Below are 26,599 nucleotides of genomic sequence, written 5' to 3' on the forward strand. Positions count from 1 at the left end.
CGTTTTTTCAGCGTTTCACAGCGATTTTTTAACCTGTAACTATTTAATAAGTCTATGATGTCAAATTATGAGCAGTCGCCATATGAATTGTAAATTGTTTGTACTAGCATAAACCAAATTATCAAATTCACTCGTACGGACTTCTCTCCTGACGGCACGGCGTCTCTGGATAAAGCGGTAATGAATAAACAATACCAGCGGGTTTTGGTTACCACCCCACATCCTTTATTACGACTTGTCTGTCTGGGCCTGGTCACCTTTATCTTTACCTTATTTTCGCTGGAGCTTACCCGCTTCGGCACCCTGCTGGCGCCGCTCTGGTTCCCCACCGCCATCATGATGGTGGCGTTTTACCGCCACGCGGGAAAAATGTGGCCGGGCATTGCCCTGGCGTGTTCGTTCGGCAATATTCTGGCCTCGTGGATGTTGTTCTCGTGGGGGGCGATTAACCTCACCTCCACCGCCATAAATGTGATTGAGGCCGTCGTCGGTGCATTACTACTGCGCAAACTGCTCCCGTGGTATAACCCGCTGCAAAATTTAAGTGACTGGATCCGTCTGGCGATGGGCAGCGCGCTGGTGCCGCCGCTGGTAGGCGGTATTCTGGTGATTTTTCTGGTTCCCGGTCCTGAGCCACTGCGCGATTTCATTGTGTGGGTGTTATCTGAATCCATTGGCGCGCTGGCACTGGTGCCGCTGGGATTACTGTTTAAACCCCACTACCTGCTGCGCCACCGTGATCCGCGACTGCTGCTGGAAACGCTGCTCACAATGGCCGTGACGTTGGCCCTGAGTTGGGCAGCCATCACCTGGCTACCATGGCCATTTACCTGCGTGATCGTCCTGCTTATGTGGAGCGCCGTGCGCTTACCGCGAATGGAAGCGTTCCTGGTGTTTCTGGTCACCGTGATGGTCGTGTCCCTGATGATTGCCCATAACCCTGAGGCGCTGACCACCCAACACGAAGGGCCGATGATCAACGCGCCCTGGCTGCCGTTCCTGATGCTGCTTCTCCCGGCGAACGTGATGACCATGGTGATGTATGCCTTCCGTGCCGAACGCAAACACATCACTGAAAGCGAAGCGCGTTTTCGTAATGCGATGGAGTATTCCGCCATCGGGATGGCGTTAGTCAGCATTGAGGGGCAGTGGCTACAGGCCAACAAAGCGCTGTGCAATTTCCTCGGTTACAGCCAGTCCGAACTACAGTCACTCACCTTCCAGCAGCTCACCTGGCCGGAAGATTTGCACACCGACCTCGAACAGCTGGAGCAGCTGGTCAACGGCGAAATCAACACCTATACCCTTGAAAAGCGCTATTACACGCGCAACGGTGAAGTGGTCTGGGCGCTGCTTGCCGTCTCCGTTGTGCGCCATACCGACGGCTCGCCGCTCTATTTTATCGCCCAGATTGAAGACATTAACGACCTGAAGCAGACCGAGTGGGTCAACAAACGCCTGATGGAGCGCATTACGCTGGCCAACGAAGCGGGCGGCATCGGCATCTGGGAGTGGGATCTGGAGCCTGACATCATCAGCTGGGATAAGCGGATGTTCGAACTGTATGAAATCCCGCCGCACATCAAGCCCACCTGGCAGCTCTGGCACGACACGATGCTGCCGGAAGACCGCGCCCATGCAGAACAGGTGCTGCGGGATTCACTGATCTCACGTCTGCCGTTTAAGCTGGAATTTCGTATCCGCGTGAAGGAAGGCGTGCGCCATATTCGCTCCCTGGCAAACCGGGTGTTGAATAAAGAGGGTGAAGTCGAGCGTTTGCTTGGCATCAACATGGACATGACCGAGGTTAAGCAGCTTAACGAGGCGCTGTTCCAGGAAAAAGAGCGTCTGCATATCACGCTCGACTCCATCGGCGAAGCCGTGCTCTGTACCGATATCGACATGAACGTCACCTTTATGAACCCGGTCGCCGAGAAGATGAGCGGCTGGCTACAAACCGAGGCTATCGGCCAGCCGGTTCTCAAGGTATTACACATCACGTTTGGGGAGCGAGGGCCGCTGATGGAGAACATCCACAGCGGGGATATGTCACGCTCAGATATCGACCAGGACGTGGTGCTGAACTGCCGCACGGGTGGAGCGTTTGACATCCATTACAGCATTACGCCACTCAGCACGCTGGATGGACAAAGTATCGGCTCGGTTATCGTTATTCAGGATGTCACCGAGTCGCGCAAAATGCTGCGTCAGCTGAGTTACAGCGCGTCGCACGATGCCCTGACCCACCTGGCAAACCGGGTCAGCTTTGAAAACCACCTCAAACGACTCCTGCAAACGGTTCGTGAGACGCGGCAGCGTCATGCGCTGGTCTTTATCGATCTGGACCGCTTCAAAGCCGTCAATGATACCGCAGGCCATGCGGCGGGCGATGCCCTGCTGCGGGAACTCTCTTCCATGATGTTAACCATGCTGCGCTCCAGCGATGTGCTGGCGCGTCTGGGGGGTGATGAGTTTGGGCTGTTGCTGCCGGACTGCAATATTGAGAGCGCACGCTATATCACCGGTCGTCTGGTCCATAGCATCAACGACTATCACTTTATGTGGGAAGGCCGCCTGCATCGAATTGGCGCCAGCGCCGGGATCACGCTGATCGATGAACATAACCACCTGGCGTCAGAAGTGATGTCACAGGCAGATATTGCCTGTTATGCCTCGAAAAACAGCGGGCGCGGCATCGTGACGGTTTACGAACCGCAGCAGGAGCGGGATCACAGCACGCGCAGCATGATGTCGCTGGACGAACAATGGCACATGATCAAAGACAATCACCTGATGATGATAGCCCGTAGCGTCGCCTCCCCTCGCATACCGGAGAGCTGTAATTTCTGGCTGATTTCGCTGCGCCTGTGGACCAGCCAGGGCGAAGTCCTGGAGGAACACGCCTTCCGTTCTGGCCTGGCAGAGCCGGAACTGCTGCACGCCCTCGACAGACGCATCTTTAGCGACTTCTTCCGGACATCTGCCGCCAGGATCGCCAGTAAAGGCATGGGGATCGCATTGCCGCTTTCGGCAGCCGGTTTAGCCAGCGTGACGCTGGTCGACGAACTTCTCGATCTTCTTGATAAAAGCCCAATGCCGGGCCGTCTGCTGCATCTGGTGATCCCTGCCGGCGTGGTGTGTGATTCGGATGAGAATCTGCAGCGGGGTTTACAAAAGCTTCGCCAGGCGGGCTGCCGCGTGATCCTCAGCCAGATAGGCCGCGACATGGACATTTTCACCCACCTGAGTCCGAACATGGCCGATTACCTGATGCTGGATGCCGAAGTCGTGAGCAACGTCTATGGCAACCTGATGGATGAAATGATGGTGACCATCGTTCAGGGCCATGCCCAGCGTCTGGGGATGAGAACCATCGCAGGCCCCTGCAACCAGCCCATCATGATGGATACGCTTTCTGGCATTGGCATTGATTTTATCTATGGTGACACCATCGCCGAGCCGCAGCCGCTGGATCTACTGCTCAACACCAGTTATTTCGCCATCAACTGACGGCGCCCAGCCGTCGGTATACCAGATGTGCAGCAGCGCGTAGGAGCGCCACGGCTGCCAGCGCTCGGCATAGCGACGAATTTGCGCAGGCGTCATCCCGGCGAAACGTTGCTTAATCAGATAATCATCCGGAAGAAACACATCTTTCGCCTGCCAGCCGCGAAGGGCGAGGTAATTTGCCGTCCAGCGGCCAATACCCGGCCGTTGTTGTAACGCCTTCATGCCTGCCTCAACGTCCTCAGGCGGCGTGAGCGGAAATGTCCCGTCGACGACCGACTGTGCCAGATGAATCAGCGATTCCGCGCGTTTGACCGGCATCCCGAGCGCTTTGAGCGCCAGCGGGTCGGCAGCCGCCAGGGCTTGTGGGGAGGGAAAGCAGACATAGCCCGGCGCATCCTTGACCGGCTCACCGCACAGGGCGACAACGCGTGAAGCCAGTTTCGCCGCCATCGCCACGCTGACCAGTTGACCCAGAATGGCCCGCACGCCCTGTTCGTAGGCATCCATTGCCCCAGGCAAACGCAGGCCTGGTCGCGCGGCGCCGAGATCGCCCAAAGTCCGGTGGACGTCCTGCGGATCGCAGGCAAGATCGAACAGACGCCCGATACGCTCAAGGCAAAGTCCGGCCACCGGCGTTAACCCCGGGCTAAGCGTGACCTGTAGCGTATGGGTTTGCGTGTCCGGCGTAACGCGGAAGATCCCCTGATGCCCTTCACAGGCAAAACTGCGCTCGTAATAGCTTTCCGTGACCGTCTCAACCCCCGCCACCGCACGGGCGCCAAGAAAGCCAAACATCCATTGCCAGTCGTAAGGGGGGTGCCAGGTCAGGGTATGCATTGTCGCTCCTTTTTTGTTCCCCTCAGGATAAACTGAAAAAGCGTGTTACGCCTTGCTTTCATATTCCTGTTGTCGCCGGACAGGCATTCCGCTAAAGTCTCGCCCCTTCTCACTGGCATGGGGATTTATTGTGTTTATCGGATTCGACTACGGTACGGCAAACTGCTCGGTTGCAATTATGCAAAACGGGCAACCACAGCTCCTGAAAATGGAAAAAGAGAGCACGCTGCTGCCGTCAATGCTCTGCGCGCCGACGCGTGAAGCGGTGAGCGAGTGGCTGTTCCGCCACCATCAGGTTCCTGCGACTGCGGCAGAAACCCAGGCGCTGCTGCGCCGGGCAGTGAGCTTTAACCGCGAGGAAGATATCGACGTTACGCCTTCCAGCGTGCAGTTCGGCCTCTCTTCACTCGGGCATTACATTGAAGACCCGGAAGAGGTCTACTTTGTTAAATCGCCAAAATCTTTCCTCGGGGCCAGCGGCCTCAAGCCGCAGCAGGTGGCGGTGTTTGAAGACCTGGTATGCGCCATGATGCTGCATATCCGTCATCAGGCGCAGACGCAGGTCCCCGAGACGATTACCCAGGCCGTGATTGGCCGCCCGATCAACTTCCAGGGGCTGGGCGGCGATGAGGCCAACCAGCAGGCGCAGGGGATCCTTGAGCGCGCGGCGCACCGGGCAGGCTTTCGCGACGTGGTGTTCCAGTATGAGCCGGTTGCGGCGGGGCTGGACTTTGAGGCCACGTTGACGGAAGAAAAACGGGTGCTGGTCGTGGATATCGGCGGGGGTACAACGGACTGCTCGCTGCTGCTGATGGGGCCGCAGTGGCATCACCGCCGCGACCGTGAAAATAGCCTGCTGGGGCACAGCGGCTGCCGCGTGGGCGGTAACGATCTGGATATCGCCCTGGCATTCAAGAGCCTGATGCCGCTGCTCGGCATGGGCGGGCAAACGGAAAAAGGCATCGCCCTGCCGATCCTGCCGTGGTGGAACGCGATTGCCATCAACGACGTCCCGGCGCAGAGTGATTTTTACAGTACCGCCAACGGCCGCTTCCTGAATGACCTGATGCGTGACGCGCAGGACGCCGATAAAGTCGCCCTGCTGTATAAAGTGTGGCGTCAGCGCCTGAGCTACCGCGTGGTACGCACCGCCGAAGAGAGCAAAATTGCCCTTTCAAACCGCGCTGAACATGCGGTGTCCTTGCCATTTATCAGCGACGATCTGGCCACGGCGATTTCACAGGAGGGGCTGGAGACCGCGCTCGCGCAGCCGCTACAGCGCATACTGGAACAGGTGCAACTCGCGCTGGAGAACGGCAAAGAGAAGCCGGACGTCATCTACCTCACCGGCGGAAGCGCCCGTTCACCGCTGATCAAAAAAGCGCTGGCGGAACAGTTGCCGGGTATTCCGGTTGCCGGTGGCGATGACTTTGGCTCCGTTACCGCGGGGCTGGCGCGCTGGGCGCAGGTGATGTTTAGCTAGTGCCGCTGTGCCGGGTGGCGGCTTCGCCTTACCCGGCCCACAAAACCCTCGAACCGTAGGCCGGGTAAGCGAAGCGCCACCCGGCAAAAAAAAGCACCACACTCAGACAATTCCAGACAGTCTTCCATATTTCCTCCATTTTTCCGCTGTGTTGCCTGACTAAACTAGTATCATTCCCCGAAGTATTCAGGATGAGAACGTATAACGATGAAAGGCCGTAATAAATCCCGCTGGGCAATCGCCGCTGGCATCATTGTGGTGGCATTTGCCGCCGCCTGGTACTGGCACAGCCAATCCGCAGACTCTGGCACACCCGCCGGTGCCAACAGCGCATCACAGCGCCCGGCAGGTGGCGGCCGTCACGGTATGCGAGGCGGTGCGCTGGCGCCGGTTCAGGCAGCCACGGCGGTGAGTAAAGCCGTTCCGCGTTATCTGACGGGGCTCGGAACCATTACCGCCGCTAACACCGCCACGGTGCGTAGCCGCGTCGATGGTCAGCTCATTGCGATCCACTTCCAGGAAGGTCAGCAGGTTAAGGCCGGTGACTTACTGGCGGAGATCGACCCAAGCCAGTTTAAGGTGGCCCTCGCCCAGGCGCAGGGACAGCTCGCGAAAGACAAAGCCACCCTTGCCAACGCCCGGCGTGATTTAGCGCGCTATCAGCAGCTGGTAAAAACCAATCTGGTCTCCCGCCAGGAGCTGGACACACAGCAGTCGCTGGTCAGCGAAACGCAGGGCACCATCAAAGCCGACGAAGCCGCCGTGGCCAGCGCCCAGTTACAGCTCGACTGGAGCCGCATCACCGCACCGATTGACGGGCGGGTTGGTCTGAAGCAGGTCGATATCGGCAACCAAATCTCCAGCGGAGATACCACGGGCATCGTGGTGATCACCCAGACTCACCCGATTGATTTAGTCTTTACCCTGCCGGAAAGCGACATTGCGACGGTCATTCAGGCGCAAAAAGCCGGGAAAGGCCTGGTGGTGGAAGCCTGGGACCGCACCAATAAACAGAAGCTCAGCGAAGGTAGCCTGCTCAGCCTGGATAACCAGATCGACACCACGACCGGTACCATTAAGCTGAAGGCCCGCTTTAACAACCAGGACGATGCCCTCTTCCCCAACCAGTTCGTCAACGCGCGAATGCTGGTCGCGACCGAAGAGAACGCGGTGGTGATCCCCACCGCCGCGCTGCAGATGGGTAACGAAGGCAACTTTGTCTGGGTACTGAACAGTGAAAACAAAGTCAGTAAGCATCTGGTGAAAACCGGGATTCAGGACAGTCAGACGGTGGTAATCAGCGCCGGGCTTTCCGCTGGCGACCGCGTGGTCACCGACGGTATCGACCGTCTGACTGAAGGGGCGAAAGTGGAAGTGGTTGAACCTGCGAAACAGGGAGCGGCCTCCTGATGCAGGTTATGCCTCCCGTCGCTACAGGTGGGCCGTCACGCCTGTTTATCCTCCGTCCTGTCGCCACCACGCTGCTGATGGTGGCGATCCTGCTGGCGGGGATTATCGGCTACCGCTTCCTGCCCGTCTCGGCGCTGCCGGAAGTGGATTACCCCACCATTCAGGTGGTGACGCTTTATCCCGGCGCCAGCCCGGACGTGGTGACGTCCGCCATCACCGCCCCGCTGGAGCGCCAGTTTGGGCAGATGTCGGGCCTGAAGCAGATGTCCTCCCAAAGCTCCGGCGGGGCCTCTGTCGTGACGCTACAGTTCCAGCTGACGCTGTCACTGGATGTCGCCGAGCAGGAAGTTCAGGCCGCCATCAATGCGGCCACCAACCTGCTGCCGTCGGACCTGCCTAACCCGCCGGTCTACAGCAAAGTAAACCCGGCGGATCCGCCGATCATGACGCTTGCCGTCACCTCCTCCGCCATGCCAATGACGCAGGTGGAAGACATGGTCGAGACCCGCGTGGCGCAAAAGATTTCTCAGGTCTCCGGCGTCGGTCTCGTCACGCTGGCGGGCGGGCAGCGCCCGGCGGTGCGCGTTAAGCTTAATGCGCAGGCGATTGCCGCACTGGGGCTGACCAGTGAAACCATCCGCACCGCCATCAGCAGCGCCAACGTTAATTCGGCAAAAGGCTCGCTGGACGGCCCAACCCGCGCCGTCACGCTCTCTGCCAACGATCAGATGCAGTCCGCGGATGAATACCGTCAGCTGATTATTGCTTACCAGAACGGCGCCCCGGTGCGTCTGGGCGATGTGGCGACGGTGGAGCAAGGGGCGGAGAATAGCTGGCTTGGCGCATGGGCGAACAAGCAGCAGGCGATCGTAATGAACGTCCAGCGCCAGCCGGGCGCCAACATCATCGAAACCGCCGACAGCATTCGCACCATGCTGCCGCAGTTGATCGAAAGCCTGCCGAAGTCGGTCAGCGTGAAGGTGCTTTCCGACCGCACCACGAACATTCGCGCGTCGGTCACCGACACTCAGTTCGAACTGATGCTGGCGATTGCCCTGGTCGTGATGATTATCTACCTGTTCCTGCGCAACGTCCCGGCAACCATTATTCCCGCCGTCGCCGTGCCGCTCTCGCTGGTTGGCACGTTTGCGGTGATGGTGTTCCTCGATTTTTCAATCAACAACCTGACGCTAATGGCGCTCACCATCGCCACCGGCTTCGTGGTGGACGACGCCATCGTGGTTATTGAGAACATCTCGCGCTATATCGAGAAAGGCGAAAAACCGCTGGCGGCGGCGCTGAAAGGGGCGGGTGAGATCGGCTTTACCATTATCTCGCTGACCTTCTCGCTGATTGCCGTGCTGATCCCGCTGCTGTTTATGGGCGATATCGTCGGGCGACTGTTCCGCGAGTTTGCCGTCACGCTGGCGGTGGCCATTTTGATCTCCGCCGTGGTGTCATTGACCCTGACGCCGATGATGTGCGCCCGCATGCTGAGCCACGCGTCCCTGCGCAAGCAAAACCGCTTCTCGCTCGCCTCCGAGCGGATGTTCGAACGGATCATTGCGGCGTATGGTCGCGTGCTGGCAAAAGTGCTGAACCATCCATGGGCCACGCTCGGCGTGGCGCTTGGCACGCTGGCGCTCAGCGTGATGCTGTGGATTTTTATACCGAAAGGCTTCTTCCCGATTCAGGACAACGGCATTATTCAGGGAACCCTGCAGGCGCCGCAGTCGGTCTCCTTCGCCAATATGGCGCAGCGTCAGCAGCAGGTGTCTGAGATCGTCATGAAAGACCCGGCGGTAGAGAGCCTGACGTCCTACGTTGGCGTCGACGGCACCAACCCGTCGCTGAACAGCGCCCGTCTGCAGATCAACCTCAAACCGCTGGATGAGCGTGACGATCGCGTCAATGCCGTTATTGAACGGCTGCAAAGCGCCGTCGCTCGCGTCCCGGGCGTGGAGCTTTATCTGCAACCGATACAGGATTTGACCATTGATACCCAGGTCAGCCGCACGCAGTACCAGTTTACGCTGCAGGCCACCACGCTGGATGCCCTCAGCACCTGGGTGCCGCAGCTGGTCGATAAGCTAAAAACCCTGCCGCAACTTAACGATGTAAGCAGCGACTGGCAGGACAAAGGGCTGGCCGCGTATGTGAACGTCAACCGCGACACGGCAAGCCGTCTCGGCATTACCATGGCGGACGTGGATAACGCCCTGTATAACGCGTTTGGGCAGCGACTGATCTCCACCATCTACACCCAGGCGAATCAATACCGCGTGGTACTGGAGCACAACACGGAAAATACACCCGGTCTGGCCGGGCTGGATTCGGTGCGCCTGACCAGCAAAGACGGTGGGATTGTGCCGTTAAGCGCTATCGCCACGGTGGAAGAGCGCTATACCCCGCTGTCGATTAACCACCTGGATCAGTTCCCGTCCACCACGATTTCCTTCAACGTGTCGGACAATTATTCGCTCGGCGAAGCGGTGGAGGCGATCCAGGCGGCTGAAAAAGCGCTCAGCTTCCCGTCCGATATTCAGACCCAGTTCCAGGGCAGCACGCTGGCGTTCCAGGCCGCACTGGGCAACACCATCTGGCTGATTGTCGCCGCCGTCGTGGCAATGTACATCGTGCTCGGCGTGCTGTACGAAAGCTTTATCCACCCGATCACCATCCTCTCTACCCTGCCGACGGCAGGCGTGGGGGCGCTGCTGGCATTAATGCTGGCGGGAAGCGAGCTGGACGTGATTGCCATTATCGGCATCATCCTGTTAATTGGGATCGTGAAGAAAAACGCCATCATGATGATCGACTTTGCGCTGGCCGCCGAACGTGAGCAGGGCATGTCGCCGCGTGAGGCTATCTTCCAGGCTTGTCTGCTGCGTTTTCGTCCGATCCTGATGACCACGCTGGCGGCCCTGCTTGGCGCACTGCCGCTGATGCTCAGCACCGGTGTCGGCGCGGAGCTGCGCCGCCCGCTGGGAATAGGCATGGTCGGCGGTCTGCTGGTGAGCCAGGTATTGACCCTGTTCACCACACCGGTGATTTATCTGCTGTTTGACCGTCTGGCGCTGTGGACGAAAAGCCGCTTCCCGAAACGTGAAGAGGAGGCGTAAGTGAAGTTTTTCGCCCTCTTCATTTATCGCCCGGTGGCGACAATATTAATCTCGCTCGCCATCACCCTCTGCGGCGTGCTCGGTTTCCGGCTACTGCCGGTGGCCCCCCTGCCGCAGGTGGATTTCCCGGTGATCATGGTCAGCGCCTCGCTGCCGGGCGCCTCACCGGAAACCATGGCGTCATCCGTCGCCACGCCGCTGGAGCGCTCGCTCGGGCGGATTGCCGGGGTCAACGAGATGACCTCCAGCAGTTCGCTCGGCAGTACGCGCATCATTCTGGAGTTCAGCTTCGACCGGGATATTAACGGCGCAGCGCGCGACGTGCAGGCCGCCATCAACGCCGCGCAAAGCCTGCTGCCGAGCGGGATGCCGAGCCGCCCGACCTACCGCAAGGCCAACCCGTCCGATGCGCCGATCATGATCCTGACGCTGACCTCCGATACCTATTCTCAGGGGCAGCTTTACGACTTTGCGTCCACCCAACTGGCGCAGACGATCTCGCAGATTAACGGCGTCGGCGACGTGAGCGTCGGCGGGAGCTCCCTGCCCGCCGTGCGTGTGGGATTAAACCCGCAGGCGCTGTTCAATCAGGGCGTGTCGCTGGACGATGTGCGATCCGCCATCAGCAACGCCAACGTGCGCAAACCGCAAGGGGCGGTTGAGGACAGCAGCCACCGCTGGCAGATCCACACCAACGACGAGCTGAAAACTGCAGCTGAATATCAGCCGTTGATCATTCACTATAACAACGGCGCGGCGGTGCGCTTAAGCGACGTCGCCAGCGTCACCGACTCGGTGCAGGACGTGCGCAATGCCGGGATGACCAACGCCAAACCGGCCATCCTGCTGATGATCCGCAAGCTGCCGGAAGCCAACATTATCGAGACGGTGAACAGCATCCGCGCCCGCCTCCCGGAGCTGCAGGAGACTATCCCGGCCGCGATCGATCTGCAAATTGCCCAGGATCGTTCCCCGACCATTCGCGCCTCGCTTGAGGAGGTGGAGCAGACGATGGTGATCTCCGTCGCGCTGGTGATCCTGGTGGTATTCCTGTTCCTGCGCTCCGGTCGGGCGACGCTGATCCCGGCGGTGGCCGTGCCGGTGTCGCTTATTGGCACCTTTGCCGCCATGTACCTGTGCGGGTTTAGCCTCAATAACCTGTCGCTGATGGCCCTGACCATTGCGACGGGTTTTGTGGTGGATGACGCTATCGTGGTGCTGGAGAACATTTCCCGCCATCTGGAAGCGGGCGTGAAGCCGCTTCAGGCCGCGCTGCAGGGGACGCGCGAGGTGGGCTTTACGGTGCTCTCCATGAGCCTGTCCCTGGTGGCGGTGTTCCTGCCGCTGCTGCTGATGGGCGGCCTGCCGGGTCGGCTGTTGCGGGAGTTTGCCGTCACGCTTTCGGTCGCCATCGGCATCTCGCTGCTGATTTCGCTGACGCTCACGCCGATGATGTGCGGATGGATGCTCAAGCGCAGCAAGCCGCACTCCCAGCCGCGTCGCAAAGGCTTTGGCCGTTTCCTGATGGCGATGCAGGAAGGCTATGGCAAATCGCTGAAGTGGGTGCTCAACCATACCCGGCTTGTCGGCCTGGTGCTCATCGGCACCATTGTGCTCAACGTCTGGATGTATATCACCATCCCGAAAACCTTCTTCCCGGAGCAAGATACCGGCGTGCTGATGGGCGGCATTCAGGCGGACCAGAGCATTTCGTTCCAGGCGATGCGCGGCAAGCTGCAGGACTTTATGAAGATCATTCGTGAAGACAACGCCGTGGATAACGTCACCGGCTTTACCGGCGGATCGCGCGTCAACAGCGGGATGATGTTTATCACCCTCAAACCGCGCAGCGAGCGCAATGAAACCGCCCAGCAGGTGATCGACCGCCTGCGGGTCAAGCTCGCCAAAGAGCCGGGGGCCAACCTGTTTTTGATGGCCGTTCAGGATATCCGCGTCGGCGGGCGTCAGGCTAACGCCAGCTATCAGTACACGCTGCTCTCGGATGATTTGGCGGCCCTGCGCGAGTGGGAACCGAAGATCCGCAAGGCGCTGGCCGCCCTGCCAGAGCTGGCGGACGTGAACTCCGATCAGCAGGACAACGGCGCCGAGATGGCCCTGACCTACGACCGCGAAACCATGTCGCGGCTGGGCATCAACGTTGAGGCCGCCAACAGCCTGCTAAACAACGCCTTCGGCCAGCGCGAGATCTCGACCATCTACCAGCCGATGAACCAGTACAAGGTGGTGATGGAGGTGGATCCGCGCTATACCCAGGACATCAGCGCCCTGGACAAAATGTTTGTGATTAACAACGATGGCAAGGCGATACCGCTCTCCTACTTTGCCAGCTGGCAGCCAGCCAACGCGCCGCTGTCGGTAAACCACCAGGGGCTGTCAGCGGCGTCGACCATCTCCTTCAACCTCCCCGCCGGTTCGTCGCTTTCCGAAGCCAGCGATGCGATCAACCGTGCGATGACGCAGCTCGGCGTGCCGTCCACCGTGCGCGGCAGTTTTGCCGGCACCGCGCAGGTGTTCCAGGAGACGATGAACTCGCAGGTGATTTTGATTCTGGCCGCCATCGCCACGGTCTACATTGTGCTGGGTATCCTGTATGAGAGCTACGTTCACCCGCTGACTATTCTCTCAACGCTACCCTCCGCGGGCGTGGGGGCACTGCTGGCGCTTGAGCTGTTTGGTGCGCCATTCAGCCTTATCGCGCTCATCGGGATCATGCTATTGATCGGTATCGTGAAGAAAAACGCGATTATGATGGTCGACTTCGCGCTGGACGCCCAGCGTAATGGCAATCTCTCCCCGGAAGAGGCGATCTTCCAGGCGTGCCTGCTGCGTTTTCGTCCGATCATGATGACCACCCTGGCGGCACTGTTTGGTGCGTTGCCGCTGGTTGTCTCGGGCGGCGACGGGTCTGAACTGCGCCAGCCGCTGGGGATCACCATTGTCGGCGGCCTGGTGATGAGCCAGCTGTTGACGCTGTACACCACGCCGGTGGTCTATCTGTTCTTCGACCGCCTGCGGCTGCGTTTTTCGCGTAAAAACAGATCCACGGTGACCGAGTAAATGACCGACCTCCCCGCTAACGTTCGCTGGCAGTTATGGATAGTCGCCTTCGGCTTCTTTATGCAGTCGCTGGACACGACCATCGTCAACACCGCCCTCCCCTCCATGGCGAAAAGCCTGGGGGAGAGCCCGCTGCATATGCATATGGTGATTGTCGCCTACGTGCTGACGGTTGCCGTCATGCTGCCTGCCAGCGGCTGGCTGGCGGACAAAGTGGGCGTGCGAAATATCTTCTTTACCGCCATCGTGCTGTTCACCACCGGCTCGCTGTTTTGCGCTCAGGCCAGTACCCTCGACCAGCTGGTCATGGCGCGCGTGCTGCAGGGCGTTGGCGGGGCGATGATGGTGCCCGTCGGGCGGTTAACGGTGATGAAGATTGTCCCGCGCGAGCAGTACATGGCGGCGATGACCTTTGTCACCCTGCCCGGCCAGGTGGGGCCGCTGCTGGGCCCGGCGCTGGGCGGGATGCTGGTGGAGTACGCCTCGTGGCACTGGATTTTCTTAATCAACCTGCCGGTGGGCATCATCGGCGCGATTGCCACCCTGGCGCTGATGCCGAACTACACAATGCAGACGCGTCGCTTCGATTTCTTCGGTTTCATTCTGCTGGCAGCGGGCATGGCCACGCTCACTCTGGCGCTCGACGGACAAAAGGGGCTGGGGATCTCTTCCCTCATGCTCGGTGTTCTGGTCGCCCTCGGCATCACCGCGATTCTGTGGTACCTGTGGCATGCCAGAGGAAACGATCGGGCCTTGTTCAGCCTGAATTTGTTTAAAAACCCGACCTACCGTCTGGGACTGCTGGGAAGTTTTGCCGGACGTATTGGCAGCGGCATGTTGCCGTTCATGACCCCCGTTTTTCTGCAAATCGGGATGGGATTTTCACCGTTTCACGCGGGCCTGATGATGATCCCGATGGTGCTCGGCAGCATGGGCATGAAGCGCATCGTAGTGCAGGTGGTAAACCGCTTTGGCTATCGTCACGTGCTGGTGGCCGCCACGCTGGGGCTGGCGCTGGTGAGCCTGCTGTTCATGGCCGTGGCGTTAATGGGCTGGTTCTACGTTCTGCCGCTGGTCCTGTTCTGCCAGGGAATCATAAACTCCATGCGTTTCTCGTCGATGAATACCCTGACGCTGAAAGATCTGCCGGACGAACTGGCGAGCAGCGGCAACAGCCTGCTGTCGATGATCATGCAGCTCTCCATGAGCGTGGGGGTGACGATCGCCGGACTGCTGCTCGGCATGTACGGCCAGCACCATCTCAGCGTCGATACGCCGGTGGCGCATCAGATCTTTTTATATACGTATCTCAGCATGGCGGTCATCATCGCCCTGCCCGCATTCATCTTCGCCAGAGTGCCGGATGATACCAGCAAGAACGTCGTGATTAGGCGCGGCAAAAGGAGTGGCTCATGAAATTCTGGCGACCGGGGATTACCGGCAAGCTCTTTGTGGCGATCTTCGCCACCTGTATCGTCCTGCTGATCACCATGCACTGGGCCGTGCGGGTCAGCTTTGAGCGGGGTTTTATTGATTACATTAAGCACGGCAACGAGCAGCGTCTGCAGGGCTTAAGCGATGCGCTGGGCGAGCAGTACGCCCAGCACGGCAACTGGCGTTTTCTGCGCAACAATGACCGCTTTATTTTCCAGATCCTGCGCTCGCTGGAGCACGATACCGGGGACGATCGTCCCGGCCCGGGCATGCCGCCGCACGGCTGGCGCACCCAGTTTTGGGTCATTGACCAGGAGATGCGCACGCTGGTTGGCCCGCGCGCACCGATTCCGCCGGACGGCACCCGGCGGGCGATTAAGGTCAATAACGCCACCGTCGGCTGGGTTATCGCCTCCCCGGTGGAGCGCCTGACGCGCAATACCGACATCAACTTTGACCGCCAGCAGCGCCGGACCAGTTGGCTGATTGTCGCCCTCTCCACCCTGCTCGCCGCGCTCGCCACCTTCCCGCTGGCGCGCGGTCTGCTCGCCCCGGTAAAGCGGCTGGTGGAAGGGACGCACAAGCTGGCCGCCGGGGATTTCACCACCCGCGTCGATACCCGTAGCCAGGACGAACTCGGCCGGCTGGCGCAGGACTTTAACCAGCTCGCCAGCACGCTGGAGAAAAACCAGCAGATGCGACGCGACTTTATGGCCGATATTTCTCACGAACTGCGCACGCCGCTGGCGGTCCTGCGCGGCGAGCTGGAAGCCATTCAGGACGGCGTGCGTCAGTTCACGCCTGAATCAGTGGCCTCTCTGCAGGCGGAAGTGGGCACACTCACCAAGCTGGTGGATGACCTCCATCAGCTCTCTATGTCCGACGAAGGGGCACTGGCCTACCAGAAGGCGCCGGTTGATGTGATTAACGTGCTTGAAGTTGCCAGCGGCGCCTTCCGGGAACGGTTTGCCAGCCGCAACCTGAAGATCGATCTCTCCCTGCCGGACAGCGCGGTGGTGTTTGGCGACAAAGACCGTCTGATGCAGCTCTTCAATAATCTGCTGGAAAACAGCCTGCGCTATACCGACAGCGGCGGCGGGCTGCATATCTCCGGCAGACAGGAAAACGGGCGCTTTGCCCTCACCTTCGCCGATTCCGCCCCAGGGGTGCAGGATGCGCAGCTGGACAAACTATTCGAACGTTTTTACCGGACCGAAGGCTCCCGCAACCGCGCCAGCGGCGGATCCGGCCTGGGGCTGGCGATTTGCGTTAACATCGTCGAGGCGCATAATGGGACGATCCGCGCCGCCCATTCGCCTTTTGGCGGGGTTAGCATTACAGTAGAGTTACCTCTGGAACGGGATTTATCGAGAGAAGCATGACCGAGTTACCGATTGACGAAAACACGCCACGTATTTTGATTGTCGAAGACGAACCCAAGCTGGGGCAGTTGCTGATCGACTATTTACGCGCGGCCAGCTATGCCCCGTCACTGATAAGCCACGGCGACCAGGTATTGGCGTACGTGCGCCAGACGCCGCCGGACCTGATCCTGCTGGACCTGATGCTACCCGGTACCGATGGCCTGACCCTGTGCCGGGAAATTCGTCGCTTCTCCGACGTGCCGATCGTCATGGTCACCGCCAAAATTGAAGAGATTGACCGCCTGCTGGGCCTCGAAATCGGCGCGGACGATTACATCTGTAAACCCTACAGCCCGCGTGAAGTGGTCGCCCGGGTGAAAACCATTCTGCGCCGCTGCAAACCGCAGCGCGAACTGCAGGTGCTGGATGCACAAAGCCCGCTGATTGTCGACGAAAGCCGTTTCCAGGCAAGCTGGCGCAGTAAGCTGCTGGACCTGACGCCTGCCGAATTCCGCCTGCTGAAAACCCTCTCTCATGAGCCCGGGAAGGTATTTTCCCGAGAACAGCTGCTGAACCATCTGTACGATGATTACCGCGTGGTGACCGACCGCACCATCGACAGCCACATCAAAAACCTGCGCCGCAAGCTGGAGGCGCTGGACGCCGAGCAGTCGTTTATCCGCGCGGTGTACGGCGTGGGGTATCGCTGGGAAGCGGATGCGTGCAGGATAGCCTAGTCCGCCGCTGGTCAACGTAAGCCGGGTAAGGTGAAGCCACCACCCGGCACAATCACTTTACCTCCCTGCCCCTCAGCGCTACAATGCCCGCCCTTAAAGTGGGGGATCTCCCCTTACCGCTGCACCTGGTGCATGCGGATCTGACCTGTCATCAGAACGAGAACAAACATGTTTAAACCGGAACTCCTTTCCCCGGCGGGAACGCTGCAAAATATGCGTTACGCTTTCGCCTATGGTGCCGACGCCGTTTACGCGGGCCAGCCTCGCTACTCGCTGCGCGTGCGTAACAACGAATTCAACCACGAGAACCTGCAGCTCGGCATCAACGAAGCGCATGCCCTTGGCAAAAAATTCTACGTGGTGGTCAACATCGCGCCGCACAACGCCAAGCTGAAGACGTTCATCCGTGACCTGAAGCCGGTGGTGGATATGGGGCCGGACGCGCTGATCATGTCGGACCCGGGTTTAATCATGCTGGTTCGGGAGAACTTCCCGGAGATGGATATTCACCTCTCGGTACAGGCTAACGCCGTCAACTGGGCGACGGTGAAGTTCTGGAAGCAGATGGGGCTGACCCGCGTTATCCTGTCTCGCGAATTGTCCCTTGAAGAGATCGAAGAGATCCGCACTCAGGTGCCGGATATGGAGATCGAAATCTTCGTTCACGGCGCGCTGTGCATGGCCTACTCCGGCCGCTGCCTGCTTTCCGGCTATATCAACAAGCGCGACCCGAACCAGGGTACCTGCACCAACGCCTGCCGCTGGGAATACAACGTCCAGGAAGGCAAAGAGGACGACATCGGCAACATTGTCCACAAACATGAGCCGATCCCGGTGACCAACGTTGAGCCGACGCTGGGCATCGGCGCACCAACCGACAGCGTGTTTATGATTGAAGAAGCCAAACGTCCGGGCGAGTACATGACCGCCTTTGAAGACGAACACGGCACCTACATCATGAACTCGAAAGATCTGCGCGCTATCGCCCACGTTGAACGCCTGACCCAGATGGGTGTGCACTCCCTCAAGATCGAAGGCCGCACCAAATCCTACTACTACTGCGCGCGTACCGCGCAGGTCTACCGCAAGGCCATCGACGATGCGGCAGCCGGTAAACCGTTCGATACCAGCCTGCTGGAAACCCTGGAGGGTCTGGCGCACCGCGGCTATACCGAAGGCTTCCTGCGTCGTCACACTCACGATGACTACCAGAACTATGAGCACGGCTACTCCGTTTCCGAGCGTCAGCAGTTTGTCGGTGACTTCACCGGCGAGCGTAAGGGCGCACTGGCGGCCGTGGCGGTGAAAAATAAGTTCACCAAAGGCGACAGCCTGGAGCTGATGACCCCGCAGGGCAATATGAACTTCACGCTGGAGCATCTGGAAAACGGTAAAGGCGAAGCGATTGAGGTTGCCCCGGGTGACGGTCATACCGTCTGGCTGCCGGTTCCGGAAGAGGTGGAGCTGAAATTCGCGCTGCTGATGCGTAATTTCAACGGTGAAAGCACCCGAAACCCACACGGTAAATAGTTAATCAGGGGAATTTTTTCACGGTGGGATAATTCTTAGAATCGGATCACATACCGCTTCGTTCAATACGGGTATTATCCCCCCGCTGAAAAACATAACCCATAAATGCTAGCTGTACCAGGAACCACCTCCTTAGCCTGCGTAATCTCCCTTACGCGGGCTTATTTTTTGCCTTTCATCCTGTTCTTACCCGCTTTTTTCCGCTCTGCTATACACTCTTACTAACGCTAAAAAAGGGAGCAGCGCGGATGGCAACCTATCCAGACAGTTTATTGATTCTCAATGGCAAAAGTGCAGGCAACGATCTGTTGCGTCAGGCAATTCAGGGGTTGCGTGACGATGGCGCACGTATCCACGTGCGGGTAACCTGGGAAAAGGGCGACGCGGCACGCTATATCCATGAAGGCTTAACGTTAGGCGTCAGCACTATTATTTCCGGCGGCGGCGATGGCACCATCAATGAGATCGCCTCTGCGCTTATCGACCTTCCCCCGGCTGACCGCCCGGTGATGGGCATCTTACCGCTCGGCACCGCCAATGATTTCGCCACCAGCGCCGGGATCCCGGAAGATTTAGAGAAAGCACTCCAGCTGGCCATCCTTGGCAAAGCCACCGCGGTGGATATTGCCCAGGTGAATGACAAAACCTGCTTTATCAATATGGCGACGGGCGGATTTGGCACGCGCATCACCAGCGAAACGCCGGAAAAGCTGAAGGCGGCGCTGGGCGGCGTGTCGTACCTGATCCACGGTCTGATGCGCATGGATACCCTTAAGCCAGACCGCTGCGAAATTCATGGCGAGGATTTTCACTGGCAGGGAGATGCGCTGGTGATTGGGATTGGCAATGGCCGTCAGGCAGGCGGCGGACAGCAGCTCTGCCCGGAGGCGCTGATCAATGACGGTCAGCTCCAGCTACGTATTTTCACAGGTGACGGCCTGCTGCCCGCGCTGTTTACCACGCTGACGCAGCCCGAAGAGAGCCCGAATATTATTGCCGGGAAATCGGCATGGTTTGAGGTGAATGCCCCGCACGGGATGACCTTTAATCTCGACGGCGAACCGCTGAGCGGGACGCAGTTCCGCATTGAGGTATTGCCCGGCGCGCTGCAGTGCAGATTGCCGCCGGACTGTGTGCTTTTGCGCTGATTGTATTGCCGGGTGGCGGCTACGCCTTACCCGGCCTACGTTTCGTCCTCAGGTCAGGCAATCGTTACTTTGCTGTCCAGATAGACGTCCTGAACCGCATTGATCAGCTTCACGCCGTCGGCCATCGATTTCTTAAACGCCTTACGGCCCAGGATCAGCCCCATGCCGCCCGCGCGTTTGTTAATAACCGCTGTACGCACCGCATCTGACAGGTCAGTGTCGCCCCCTGCAGCCCCGCCGGAGTTGATCAGCCCCGCGCGGCCCATATAGCAGTTCGCCAGCTGGTAGCGCACGAGGTCGATTGGGTTTTCGCTGGTCAGCTTGCTGTAGACGCGATCGTCGGTATAGCCGAAGTTGACCGCTTTATAGCCACCGTTATTCTCGGCCATTTTCTGCTTCACAATATCCGCGCCGATGGTCGCGGCCAGATGGTTCGCCTGCCCGGTCAGGTCAGCGGAGACGTGGTAATCTACCCCGTCTTTTTTGAACGCTGAGTTACGCAGGTACGCCCACAGCACGGTGACCATACCCAGCTCGTGCGCACGCTCAAACGCCGCAGAGATCTCTTCAATCTGACGGCGGGACTGTTCAGAGCCAAAGTAAATCGTCGCGCCAACGGCCACCGCCCCCATATTGAACGCCTGCTCGACGCTGGCGTAGAGGGTCTGGTCATATTCGGTTGGGTAGCTGAGGGTTTCGTTGTGGTTCAACTTCACGAGGAACGGAATGCGGTGGGCATAGCGACGCGAGACGGAGGCCAGCACGCCGTAGGTGGACGCCACGCAGTTACAGCCCGCTTCTATCGCCAGTTCAACGATGTTCTTCGGATCGAAATAGAGCGGATTCGCGGCAAAGGAGGCACCCGCCGAGTGTTCAACGCCCTGGTCTACCGGCAGAATAGAGAGATAGCCGGTGCCACCCAGTCGTCCGGTGTTATAGAGCGTTTGCATATTTCGCAGAACCGCTGGCGGACGGTTGTTATCCACCATCACCCGGTCAACATAGTCATGACCAGGCAGGTAAAGCTGGTCGGCTGGAATGGTCATACAACGATGCTGTAAAAGGCTGTCGGCGTCTTTGCCAAGCAACTGCGCAATATCAGTCATGTGATACTCCCGTAAATCCGACATCGTGTCGGTGTGTGTTTATCCCGTCCCATTTTTTATGGGCAGACTAAGCCTGGTACCGACTTAACCGATTTTCCACCCTTTGCATTTTTTTTCAGCACAATCTGCTGGCTCGATTCGTGTACAACAAAACTGTTACATTGATCAAACAATCGCCACAAAGGTATTTAAAAGGTATTATTGAGTGGTATGTTAAAGGCGTACCCTCACTGACATGCAGGATTAAAAAATGAAAACGAAAGTCCAACTGTCATTCATGATGTTCGTTGAATGGTTTATCTGGGGCGCCTGGTTTGTGCCATTGTGGCTGTGGCTGAGTAAAAGCGGGTTTACCGCCGGGGAAATCGGCTGGTCTTATGCCTGTACCGCCATTGCCGCTATCCTCTCGCCTATTCTGGTCGGCTCGCTGACGGACCGCTTCTTCGCCGCCCAGAAAGTGCTGGCGGTACTGATGTTTGCCGGTGCCATTCTGATGTACTTCGCCGCGCAGCAAACCCAGTTCAGCACCTTCTTCCCGCTGCTGCTGGCTTACTCCCTGACCTATATGCCCACCATCGCACTGACCAACAGTATCGCCTTCGCCAACGTGGGCGATGTCGAGGCCGATTTCCCGCGCATCCGCGTGATGGGAACGATCGGCTGGATCGCCTCCGGGCTGGCGTGCGGGTTCCTGCCGCAAATGCTGGGCTATAGCGACATCTCGGATACCAATATTCCGCTGCTGATGACGGCAGCCAGCTCCGCCCTGCTCGGTGTCTTTGCCCTGTTCCTGCCAGACACGCCGCCGAAGAGTACCGGCAAGCTGGATTTCAAAGTGATGCTGGGGCTGGATGCCCTTATCCTGCTGCGTGATAAAAACTTTCTGGTGTTCTTCTTCTGCTCATTTTTATTCGCCATGCCGCTGGCCTTCTATTACATCTTCGCCAACGGCTATCTCACCGAAGTGGGAATGAAAAACGCCACCGGCTGGATGACGCTCGGTCAGTTCTCCGAAATCTTCTTTATGCTGGCCCTGCCGTTCTTCACCAAACGCTTTGGTATTAAGAAGGTCTTACTGCTGGGTCTGATTACGGCCGCCATTCGCTATGGATTCTTCGTTTACGGCGGCGCGGAACAGTACTTCACCTATGCCCTGCTGTTCCTCGGTATTCTGCTGCATGGCGTGAGCTACGACTTCTACTACGTTACCGCGTATATCTACGTGGATAAAAAAGCGCCGGTGCATATGCGCACCGCCGCGCAAGGCCTGATTACGCTGTGCTGCCAGGGTTTTGGTAGCCTGCTGGGTTACCGCCTGGGCGGCGTGATGATGGAAAAAATGTTCGCCTACAAAGAGCCGGTGAATGGGCTGACCTTCAACTGGGCCGGAATGTGGACATTCGGTGGGATCATGATTGCCGTGATCGCCGTGCTGTTTATGCTGTTTTTCCGCGAATCGGACAAAGAGATCACTGCAATTGAGGTGGTTGATGGCGATGCCGCGCTGACACAAGGGGAAGTTAAATGAAGCAAGAACGTATTCTCGGCGCCCTTTACGGGCAGGCGTTAGGCGATGCGATGGGCATGCCGTCGGAGCTGTGGCCGAGAAAGCGCGTTAAGGCGCACTTCGGCTGGATTGACCGCTTTTTACCCGGCCCGGCGGAGAATAATGCGGCCTGCTATTTCAAACAGGCAGAGTTCACCGACGATACCTCAATGGCGCTGTGCCTGGCGGATGCGATTATCGAATGCGACGGGCAGATTGATGCGGATGTTATCGGCAAACATATCCTGAACTGGGCGCTCGATTTCGACGCGTTTAATAAGAACGTGCTCGGCCCGACGTCGAAAATCGCGCTCAACGCGATCCGTGACGGGAAACCGGTCAGCGAACTGGAAAACAACGGCGTGACCAACGGGGCGGCGATGCGAGCCTCCCCGCTGGGCTGCCTGCTCCCGGCCACGCGTCTGGAACATTTTGTGGAGCAGGTGGCGCTGGCCTCCAGCCCGACCCATAAATCGGATCTTGCCATCGCCGGTGCGGTGGTGGTTGCCTGGGCGGTTTCCCGCGCCATCGACGGCGAACGCTGGCAGAACATCGTCGATGCCCTGCCGGGTATCGCCCGCTATGCGCAGGAGGCGAAAACGACCACCTTCAGCGCATCGCTGGCAGCGCGTATTGAGCTGGCACTTAAGACCGTGCGGGAAGCTAACGGCATCGACTCCGCCAGCGAGCAGATTTATCAGCTCACGGGCGCGGGAACCAGCACCATCGAATCCGTTCCGGCGGCCATTGCGATGGTCGAACTGGCGGGAACCGACCCGAACCGCTGCGCGGTCCTGTGCGCCAACCTGGGCGGCGATACCGACACCATTGGCGCGATGGCAACGGCCATCTGCGGGGCGTTGCATGGCGTGCAGGCGATTGATCCGGCGCTCAAGGCCGAGCTCGACGCCGTCAACCAGCTCGATTTCGGCCACTATTGCGAAAAACTGCTGCACTACCGGGAGCAAAGGGAGGGCGTATGAACTCGTTTGCCCGACGTCTTGAAACCTTGTATGCCACACGCCCGGTGACGGTGCTGGGCGCGGCGGTGATTGACGTCATCGCCGACGCCTACGCCCTGCCCTGGCGCGGGTGCGATATCGAGCTTAAACAGCAGGGTGTGAATATCGGCGGCTGCGCGCTGAACATTGCCATCGCCCTGAAACGACTCGGCATTGCGGCACAAAACGCCCTTCCCGTCGGCCACGGCGTGTGGGCGGATATTATCCGCAACGCGATGGCAAAACAGGATCTGCACAGCGCCGTGGAGGCCGAAACCGGCGACAACGGCTGGTGTCTGGCGCTGGTAGAGCCTGACGGCGAGCGCACCTTTATGTCGTTTAGCGGGGTGGAGAACCAGTGGCAGCCGGGCTGGCTTGATACGCTGTCTGTACCATCACACAGCCTGGTTTATTTGTCCGGATATCAGCTGGCCTCACCGTGCGGTGAGCTGCTGACGAGCTGGCTGGAAGGGTTACATGAGGTGACGGCATTGATCGATTTCGGCCCGCGCATCGGGGATATTCCAGACCCCCTTATGGCGCGGATTATGGCCTGCAGGCCGATCGTGTCGCTTAATCGTCAGGAAGCAGAAATTGCGGCAGAAAGACTGGGGGTGAAGCCTGAAAACCTCGGCGTGGCATGGCAGCGGCGTTTCGGCGCCGCGCTGATTGTCCGTCATGATAAAGACGGCGCGGCCTGGTATGACGGTGACGCTTCAGGCGTTGTTCCGGCGTTTCCGGCCACGGTAGTGGATACCATTGGCGCAGGCGACAGCCATGCGGGCGGTACGCTCGCCGGGCTGGCGGCAGGATGGTCACTGGCAGATGCCATTCTGTTGGGGAATGCCGTGGCGTCCTGGGTTGTCAGCCACCGCGGCGGTGATTGCGCCCCCACTCGCGAGGAACTACTCCTCGCACACAAAGACGTATAGATCGCTACGACAGTAGCTGATGCTGTACTCAATCGGCCGGTGTTGCTGGTCAAGCGCAACCTGCTTGATCACCAGCACCGGTATTTTTTCGTCCATCTTGATGTGCGCCTGAAACTCGCTGTCCGGCATACGGGCGCTCACCCGTGAACGGGTACGCTGCGGGAAAATATTCTGACTGCGGAAGTAATCGTACAGCGAAATACCAATCGCATCCGGATCGGGAATTAACCCGACCGGCACCCAGGACTCTTCAATCGACACCGCGTCGTCGTCAACATAGCGAATGCGTTTCAGCATGAACACCTCGCTTTCAGGCTCAAGCGACAGCTGGCTGGCCACCTCTTCCGGGCATTTTACCACCCGTTTATTGACCCACAGCGTGTTGGGCGTTTTACCGCGCAGCACCACCTGCTGAGAAAAACCGCGCGCCTCTTTCAGCGAATATTCGAAGATGTTGTGGATTTGCGTTCCGTAACCCCGGGCACGCGTTACAACGCCCTCGGCTTCCAGCGCCTGCATCGCTTTGCGCACGGTGATGCGGGACACGCCGGTTAACTGGCTGAGATCGCGTTCGCCGGGCAGAATATTCCCGTGCTCCAGCACCCCGCTGCGCACCGCGTTTTTTACCGTTTCGGCAAATTTCAGGTACAGCGGTGTGTTATCAGCCGCGGCGATCCGTTCATTCAGTTGAGCGATTAATCGGGTATGCGCTTGTTCCATCTCTGTTTTCTCAGACGTGGTGTTTCCTGCCAGTATACTGGCTTACCACCATGCATGAAAATGATGAACCGGCCCAATACCGTGACCGACTTCCAGAGTATCGGCTTTTGCCAGCGCCGCCGAGAGCCAGGTCTTCGCTTCGCGTACCGTATCGGCCCAGTTGTCATGCCGTGGACGCAGCGCCGCCAGCGCGGCAGAGAGCGTACAGCCCGTGCCGTGGGTATTTTTTGTCTGTACGCGCGGGGCGGTAAAACGCACTTCTCCGTCGCGGGTAAAGAGCCAGTCAGGGCTTTCAGCATCATCGAGGTGCCCACCTTTCATCAGCACCGCGCCACACCCCATCGCCAGCAGCGCGTTTCCCTGCGCTTTCATTTCACGTTCAGTTTGCGCATGCGATGTGCCTAACAGCGCGGCGGCCTCCGGCAGATTAGGGGTAATGAGCGCCACCTGCGGCATCAATTTCCAGCGCAACGTCTCAACCGCGGAAGCGGAAAGCAGCGGATCGCCACTTTTTGCCAGCATCACGGTGTCCAGCACCACGTTTTGCACCTGATAACGCTTCAGTCGTTCTGCCACCGCTTCAACAATGTCCGTTTCGGCCAGCATGCCGATTTTGGTGGTATCAATGCGCACGTCGCTGAACACCGAATCAAGCTGCGCGGCAACAAAATCCGGTTCGATTCGGTAAACCGACTGCACGCCGCGCGTATTTTGCGCCACCAGCGCGGTAATCACTGAACAGCCGTACGCGCCGAGGGCCGAGAAGGTTTTCAGGTCAGCCTGGATACCCGCGCCGCCGCTGGGGTCGGTACCGGCAATGGTCAGGGCGTTAATCCGTTTCATGCCTGGTCCTCCAGCGTATAGAGCGCATCAAGGAACGCGCTGGCAAAACTGCCTGGCCCGCGAGCGTGCGCAACGCCAACCGTTCCGGCACGCTTCATCCATCCGCAGGCGGCGGCAACGTTATCCAGCCTGTCGCCCGGCAGCGAACAGCAGGCCGCGACGACGGCGGAGAGCGCACAGCCCGTACCCACCACGCGGGTCATCAGCGGGTCGCCGCCCGCAACCGTTCGGGTGCGCTGTCCGTCAGTGATGTAATCTATTTCCCCCGTCACCGCCACAATGGTATTAGTCTGACGGGCCAGCGCCTGTGCAGCTGGCACCGCGCTGACCGCGGTATCGGTGGTATCAACGCCGCGCCCACCGGCGCTCATTCCGGCAAGGGCAAGGATTTCGGAGGCATTGCCGCGAATGGCGGCCGGTTTAAGGGCAAGAATTTGGTGGCAAAAGCGGGTGCGGAACGTCAGCGCGCCCACGGCCACCGGGTCCAGCGTCCAGGGCTTTCCTGCCGCCACCGCGCTTTCAATCGCCCGACGCATCGACTGGGCGCGCGGCGAGGTCAACGTGCCGACGTTAATCAGCAGGGCATCGGCAATCCCGGCAAACTGCTCAGCTTCTTCGGCCTCAATCACCATCGCAGGGGATGCGCCAAGCGCCAGCAACACGTTAGCCGTGAAGGTCTGTACGACATCGTTGGTCATGCAATGGGTAAGCGGAGAACGGGTACGGAAATGATGTAAAACGTGTAAATCGAGCAGGTCAGGCTGCATGGGTTCGCTCCTGCCTTGCGTGAAGAAGCGA

The 26,599-nt window shown here is 59.1% G+C and carries 18 protein-coding genes; 13 read left to right on the plus strand and 5 right to left on the minus strand.

Translation table 11 applies throughout. The features are described from left to right. Positions 1 to 180: 180 nt before the first annotated feature. Positions 181 to 3,510 (plus strand): diguanylate cyclase, encoded by a 3,330-nt coding sequence (locus tag L383_RS13140; protein ID WP_023330886.1) that lies wholly within the window; start codon positions 181 to 183, stop codon positions 3,508 to 3,510. Here L383_RS13140 and alkA read toward each other — a convergent pair. Next, positions 3,475 to 4,347, minus strand: coding sequence for a DNA-3-methyladenine glycosylase 2 (gene alkA, locus L383_RS13135; protein ID WP_023330887.1), 873 nt, complete (start codon positions 4,345 to 4,347; stop codon positions 3,475 to 3,477). The genes L383_RS13140 and alkA overlap by 36 nt on opposite strands. A gap of 130 nt (positions 4,348 to 4,477) precedes the next feature. Here alkA and yegD point away from each other — a divergent pair, with 130 nt between their 5' ends. From yegD to yegS, 9 genes are all read left to right on the plus strand, one after another. Then, positions 4,478 to 5,830 (plus strand): molecular chaperone, encoded by a 1,353-nt coding sequence (gene yegD / locus L383_RS13130; RefSeq protein WP_023330888.1) that lies wholly within the window; start codon positions 4,478 to 4,480, stop codon positions 5,828 to 5,830. A gap of 207 nt (positions 5,831 to 6,037) precedes the next feature. Continuing rightward, positions 6,038 to 7,240: an MdtA/MuxA family multidrug efflux RND transporter periplasmic adaptor subunit gene (locus L383_RS13125; RefSeq protein ID WP_023330889.1), complete on the plus strand. Its 1,203-nt coding sequence runs from the start codon at positions 6,038 to 6,040 to the stop codon at positions 7,238 to 7,240. Beyond that, complete coding sequence (locus L383_RS13120) at positions 7,240 to 10,362, plus strand: MdtB/MuxB family multidrug efflux RND transporter permease subunit (RefSeq protein ID WP_014884518.1); 3,123 nt, start codon at positions 7,240 to 7,242, stop codon at positions 10,360 to 10,362. Before L383_RS13125 ends, L383_RS13120 begins: the two co-directional genes overlap by 1 nt. Beyond that, complete coding sequence (gene mdtC, locus L383_RS13115; RefSeq protein WP_023330890.1) at positions 10,363 to 13,440, plus strand: multidrug efflux RND transporter permease subunit MdtC; 3,078 nt, start codon at positions 10,363 to 10,365, stop codon at positions 13,438 to 13,440. Next, positions 13,441 to 14,856, plus strand: coding sequence for an MFS transporter (locus L383_RS13110; RefSeq protein ID WP_014884520.1), 1,416 nt, complete (start codon positions 13,441 to 13,443; stop codon positions 14,854 to 14,856). Continuing rightward, positions 14,853 to 16,256: an envelope stress sensor histidine kinase BaeS gene (gene baeS, locus L383_RS13105; RefSeq protein WP_023330891.1), complete on the plus strand. Its 1,404-nt coding sequence runs from the start codon at positions 14,853 to 14,855 to the stop codon at positions 16,254 to 16,256. Before L383_RS13110 ends, baeS begins: the two co-directional genes overlap by 4 nt. Next, positions 16,253 to 16,975 carry an envelope stress response regulator BaeR gene (gene baeR / locus L383_RS13100; protein WP_014884522.1) on the plus strand — a complete coding sequence of 241 codons (723 nt, stop codon included), beginning with the start codon at positions 16,253 to 16,255 and terminating at the stop codon, positions 16,973 to 16,975. Before baeS ends, baeR begins: the two co-directional genes overlap by 4 nt. Positions 16,976 to 17,143: 168 nt before the next feature. Then, a complete protein-coding gene (gene yegQ / locus L383_RS13095) occupies positions 17,144 to 18,505 on the plus strand; it encodes a prephenate-dependent tRNA uridine(34) hydroxylase TrhP (protein ID WP_008500866.1) in 1,362 nt (453 codons plus the stop codon). Between the two features lie 248 nt (positions 18,506 to 18,753). Beyond that, positions 18,754 to 19,653, plus strand: a complete 900-nt coding sequence (gene yegS / locus L383_RS13090; RefSeq protein WP_023330892.1) for a lipid kinase YegS — start codon at positions 18,754 to 18,756, stop codon at positions 19,651 to 19,653. 53 nt (positions 19,654 to 19,706) lie between these two features. Here yegS and fbaB read toward each other — a convergent pair whose 3' ends face one another. Further along, positions 19,707 to 20,759, minus strand: coding sequence for a class I fructose-bisphosphate aldolase (gene fbaB / locus L383_RS13085; protein WP_014170857.1), 1,053 nt, complete (start codon positions 20,757 to 20,759; stop codon positions 19,707 to 19,709). 250 nt (positions 20,760 to 21,009) lie between these two features. On the opposite strand from fbaB, the gene L383_RS13080 reads away from it, so the two are divergent. Genes L383_RS13080 through L383_RS13070 form a run of 3 tightly spaced genes read left to right on the plus strand, consistent with a single transcriptional unit; the run spans position 21,010 to position 24,238 of the window. Continuing rightward, complete coding sequence (locus L383_RS13080) at positions 21,010 to 22,287, plus strand: nucleoside permease (RefSeq protein WP_023330893.1); 1,278 nt, start codon at positions 21,010 to 21,012, stop codon at positions 22,285 to 22,287. Then, positions 22,284 to 23,288 (plus strand): ADP-ribosylglycohydrolase family protein, encoded by a 1,005-nt coding sequence (locus L383_RS13075; protein ID WP_023330894.1) that lies wholly within the window; start codon positions 22,284 to 22,286, stop codon positions 23,286 to 23,288. Before L383_RS13080 ends, L383_RS13075 begins: the two co-directional genes overlap by 4 nt. After that, positions 23,285 to 24,238: a PfkB family carbohydrate kinase gene (locus tag L383_RS13070; RefSeq protein WP_014884526.1), complete on the plus strand. Its 954-nt coding sequence runs from the start codon at positions 23,285 to 23,287 to the stop codon at positions 24,236 to 24,238. Before L383_RS13075 ends, L383_RS13070 begins: the two co-directional genes overlap by 4 nt. Here the strand turns inward: L383_RS13070 and L383_RS13065 are convergent. The 3 genes from L383_RS13065 to thiM are packed head-to-tail and all read right to left on the minus strand — an operon-like array spanning position 24,212 to position 26,568. Further along, positions 24,212 to 24,958: a GntR family transcriptional regulator gene (locus L383_RS13065; protein WP_023330895.1), complete on the minus strand. Its 747-nt coding sequence runs from the start codon at positions 24,956 to 24,958 to the stop codon at positions 24,212 to 24,214. The two genes, L383_RS13070 and L383_RS13065, sit on opposite strands and share 27 nt — an antisense overlap. A gap of 42 nt (positions 24,959 to 25,000) precedes the next feature. After that, on the minus strand, positions 25,001 to 25,801 hold the full coding sequence (gene thiD, locus L383_RS13060; protein WP_014884528.1) for a bifunctional hydroxymethylpyrimidine kinase/phosphomethylpyrimidine kinase: 801 nt from the start codon (positions 25,799 to 25,801) through the stop codon (positions 25,001 to 25,003). Next, entirely contained in the window at positions 25,798 to 26,568 is a 771-nt protein-coding gene (gene thiM, locus L383_RS13055; protein WP_014884529.1) for a hydroxyethylthiazole kinase, read from the minus strand. The genes thiD and thiM overlap by 4 nt, the downstream gene beginning before the upstream one ends. Positions 26,569 to 26,599: the final 31 nt, after the last annotated feature.

Origin of the sequence: Enterobacter sp. MGH 37 (assembly GCF_000534515.1) — a bacterium.
In the GTDB taxonomy this organism is placed as follows: domain Bacteria; phylum Pseudomonadota; class Gammaproteobacteria; order Enterobacterales; family Enterobacteriaceae; genus Enterobacter; species Enterobacter kobei.

What these genes read in the sequence shown, in the direction of transcription:
- L383_RS13075 (WP_023330894.1), top strand. Translation starts at nt 22,284, where the DNA reads ATGAAGCAAGAACGTATTCTCGGCGCCCTTTACGGGCAGGCGTTAGGC.
- thiD (WP_014884528.1), bottom strand. Translation starts at nt 25,801, where the DNA reads ATGAAACGGATTAACGCCCTGACCATTGCCGGTACCGACCCCAGCGGC.
- L383_RS13110 (WP_014884520.1), top strand. Translation starts at nt 13,441, where the DNA reads ATGACCGACCTCCCCGCTAACGTTCGCTGGCAGTTATGGATAGTCGCC.
- L383_RS13125 (WP_023330889.1), top strand. Translation starts at nt 6,038, where the DNA reads ATGAAAGGCCGTAATAAATCCCGCTGGGCAATCGCCGCTGGCATCATT.
- yegS (WP_023330892.1), top strand. Translation starts at nt 18,754, where the DNA reads ATGGCAACCTATCCAGACAGTTTATTGATTCTCAATGGCAAAAGTGCA.
- L383_RS13120 (WP_014884518.1), top strand. Translation starts at nt 7,240, where the DNA reads ATGCAGGTTATGCCTCCCGTCGCTACAGGTGGGCCGTCACGCCTGTTT.
- baeS (WP_023330891.1), top strand. Translation starts at nt 14,853, where the DNA reads ATGAAATTCTGGCGACCGGGGATTACCGGCAAGCTCTTTGTGGCGATC.
- yegQ (WP_008500866.1), top strand. Translation starts at nt 17,144, where the DNA reads ATGTTTAAACCGGAACTCCTTTCCCCGGCGGGAACGCTGCAAAATATG.
- baeR (WP_014884522.1), top strand. Translation starts at nt 16,253, where the DNA reads ATGACCGAGTTACCGATTGACGAAAACACGCCACGTATTTTGATTGTC.
- alkA (WP_023330887.1), bottom strand. Translation starts at nt 4,347, where the DNA reads ATGCATACCCTGACCTGGCACCCCCCTTACGACTGGCAATGGATGTTT.
- L383_RS13140 (WP_023330886.1), top strand. Translation starts at nt 181, where the DNA reads ATGAATAAACAATACCAGCGGGTTTTGGTTACCACCCCACATCCTTTA.
- thiM (WP_014884529.1), bottom strand. Translation starts at nt 26,568, where the DNA reads ATGCAGCCTGACCTGCTCGATTTACACGTTTTACATCATTTCCGTACC.
- L383_RS13080 (WP_023330893.1), top strand. Translation starts at nt 21,010, where the DNA reads ATGAAAACGAAAGTCCAACTGTCATTCATGATGTTCGTTGAATGGTTT.
- L383_RS13065 (WP_023330895.1), bottom strand. Translation starts at nt 24,958, where the DNA reads ATGGAACAAGCGCATACCCGATTAATCGCTCAACTGAATGAACGGATC.
- fbaB (WP_014170857.1), bottom strand. Translation starts at nt 20,759, where the DNA reads ATGACTGATATTGCGCAGTTGCTTGGCAAAGACGCCGACAGCCTTTTA.
- L383_RS13070 (WP_014884526.1), top strand. Translation starts at nt 23,285, where the DNA reads ATGAACTCGTTTGCCCGACGTCTTGAAACCTTGTATGCCACACGCCCG.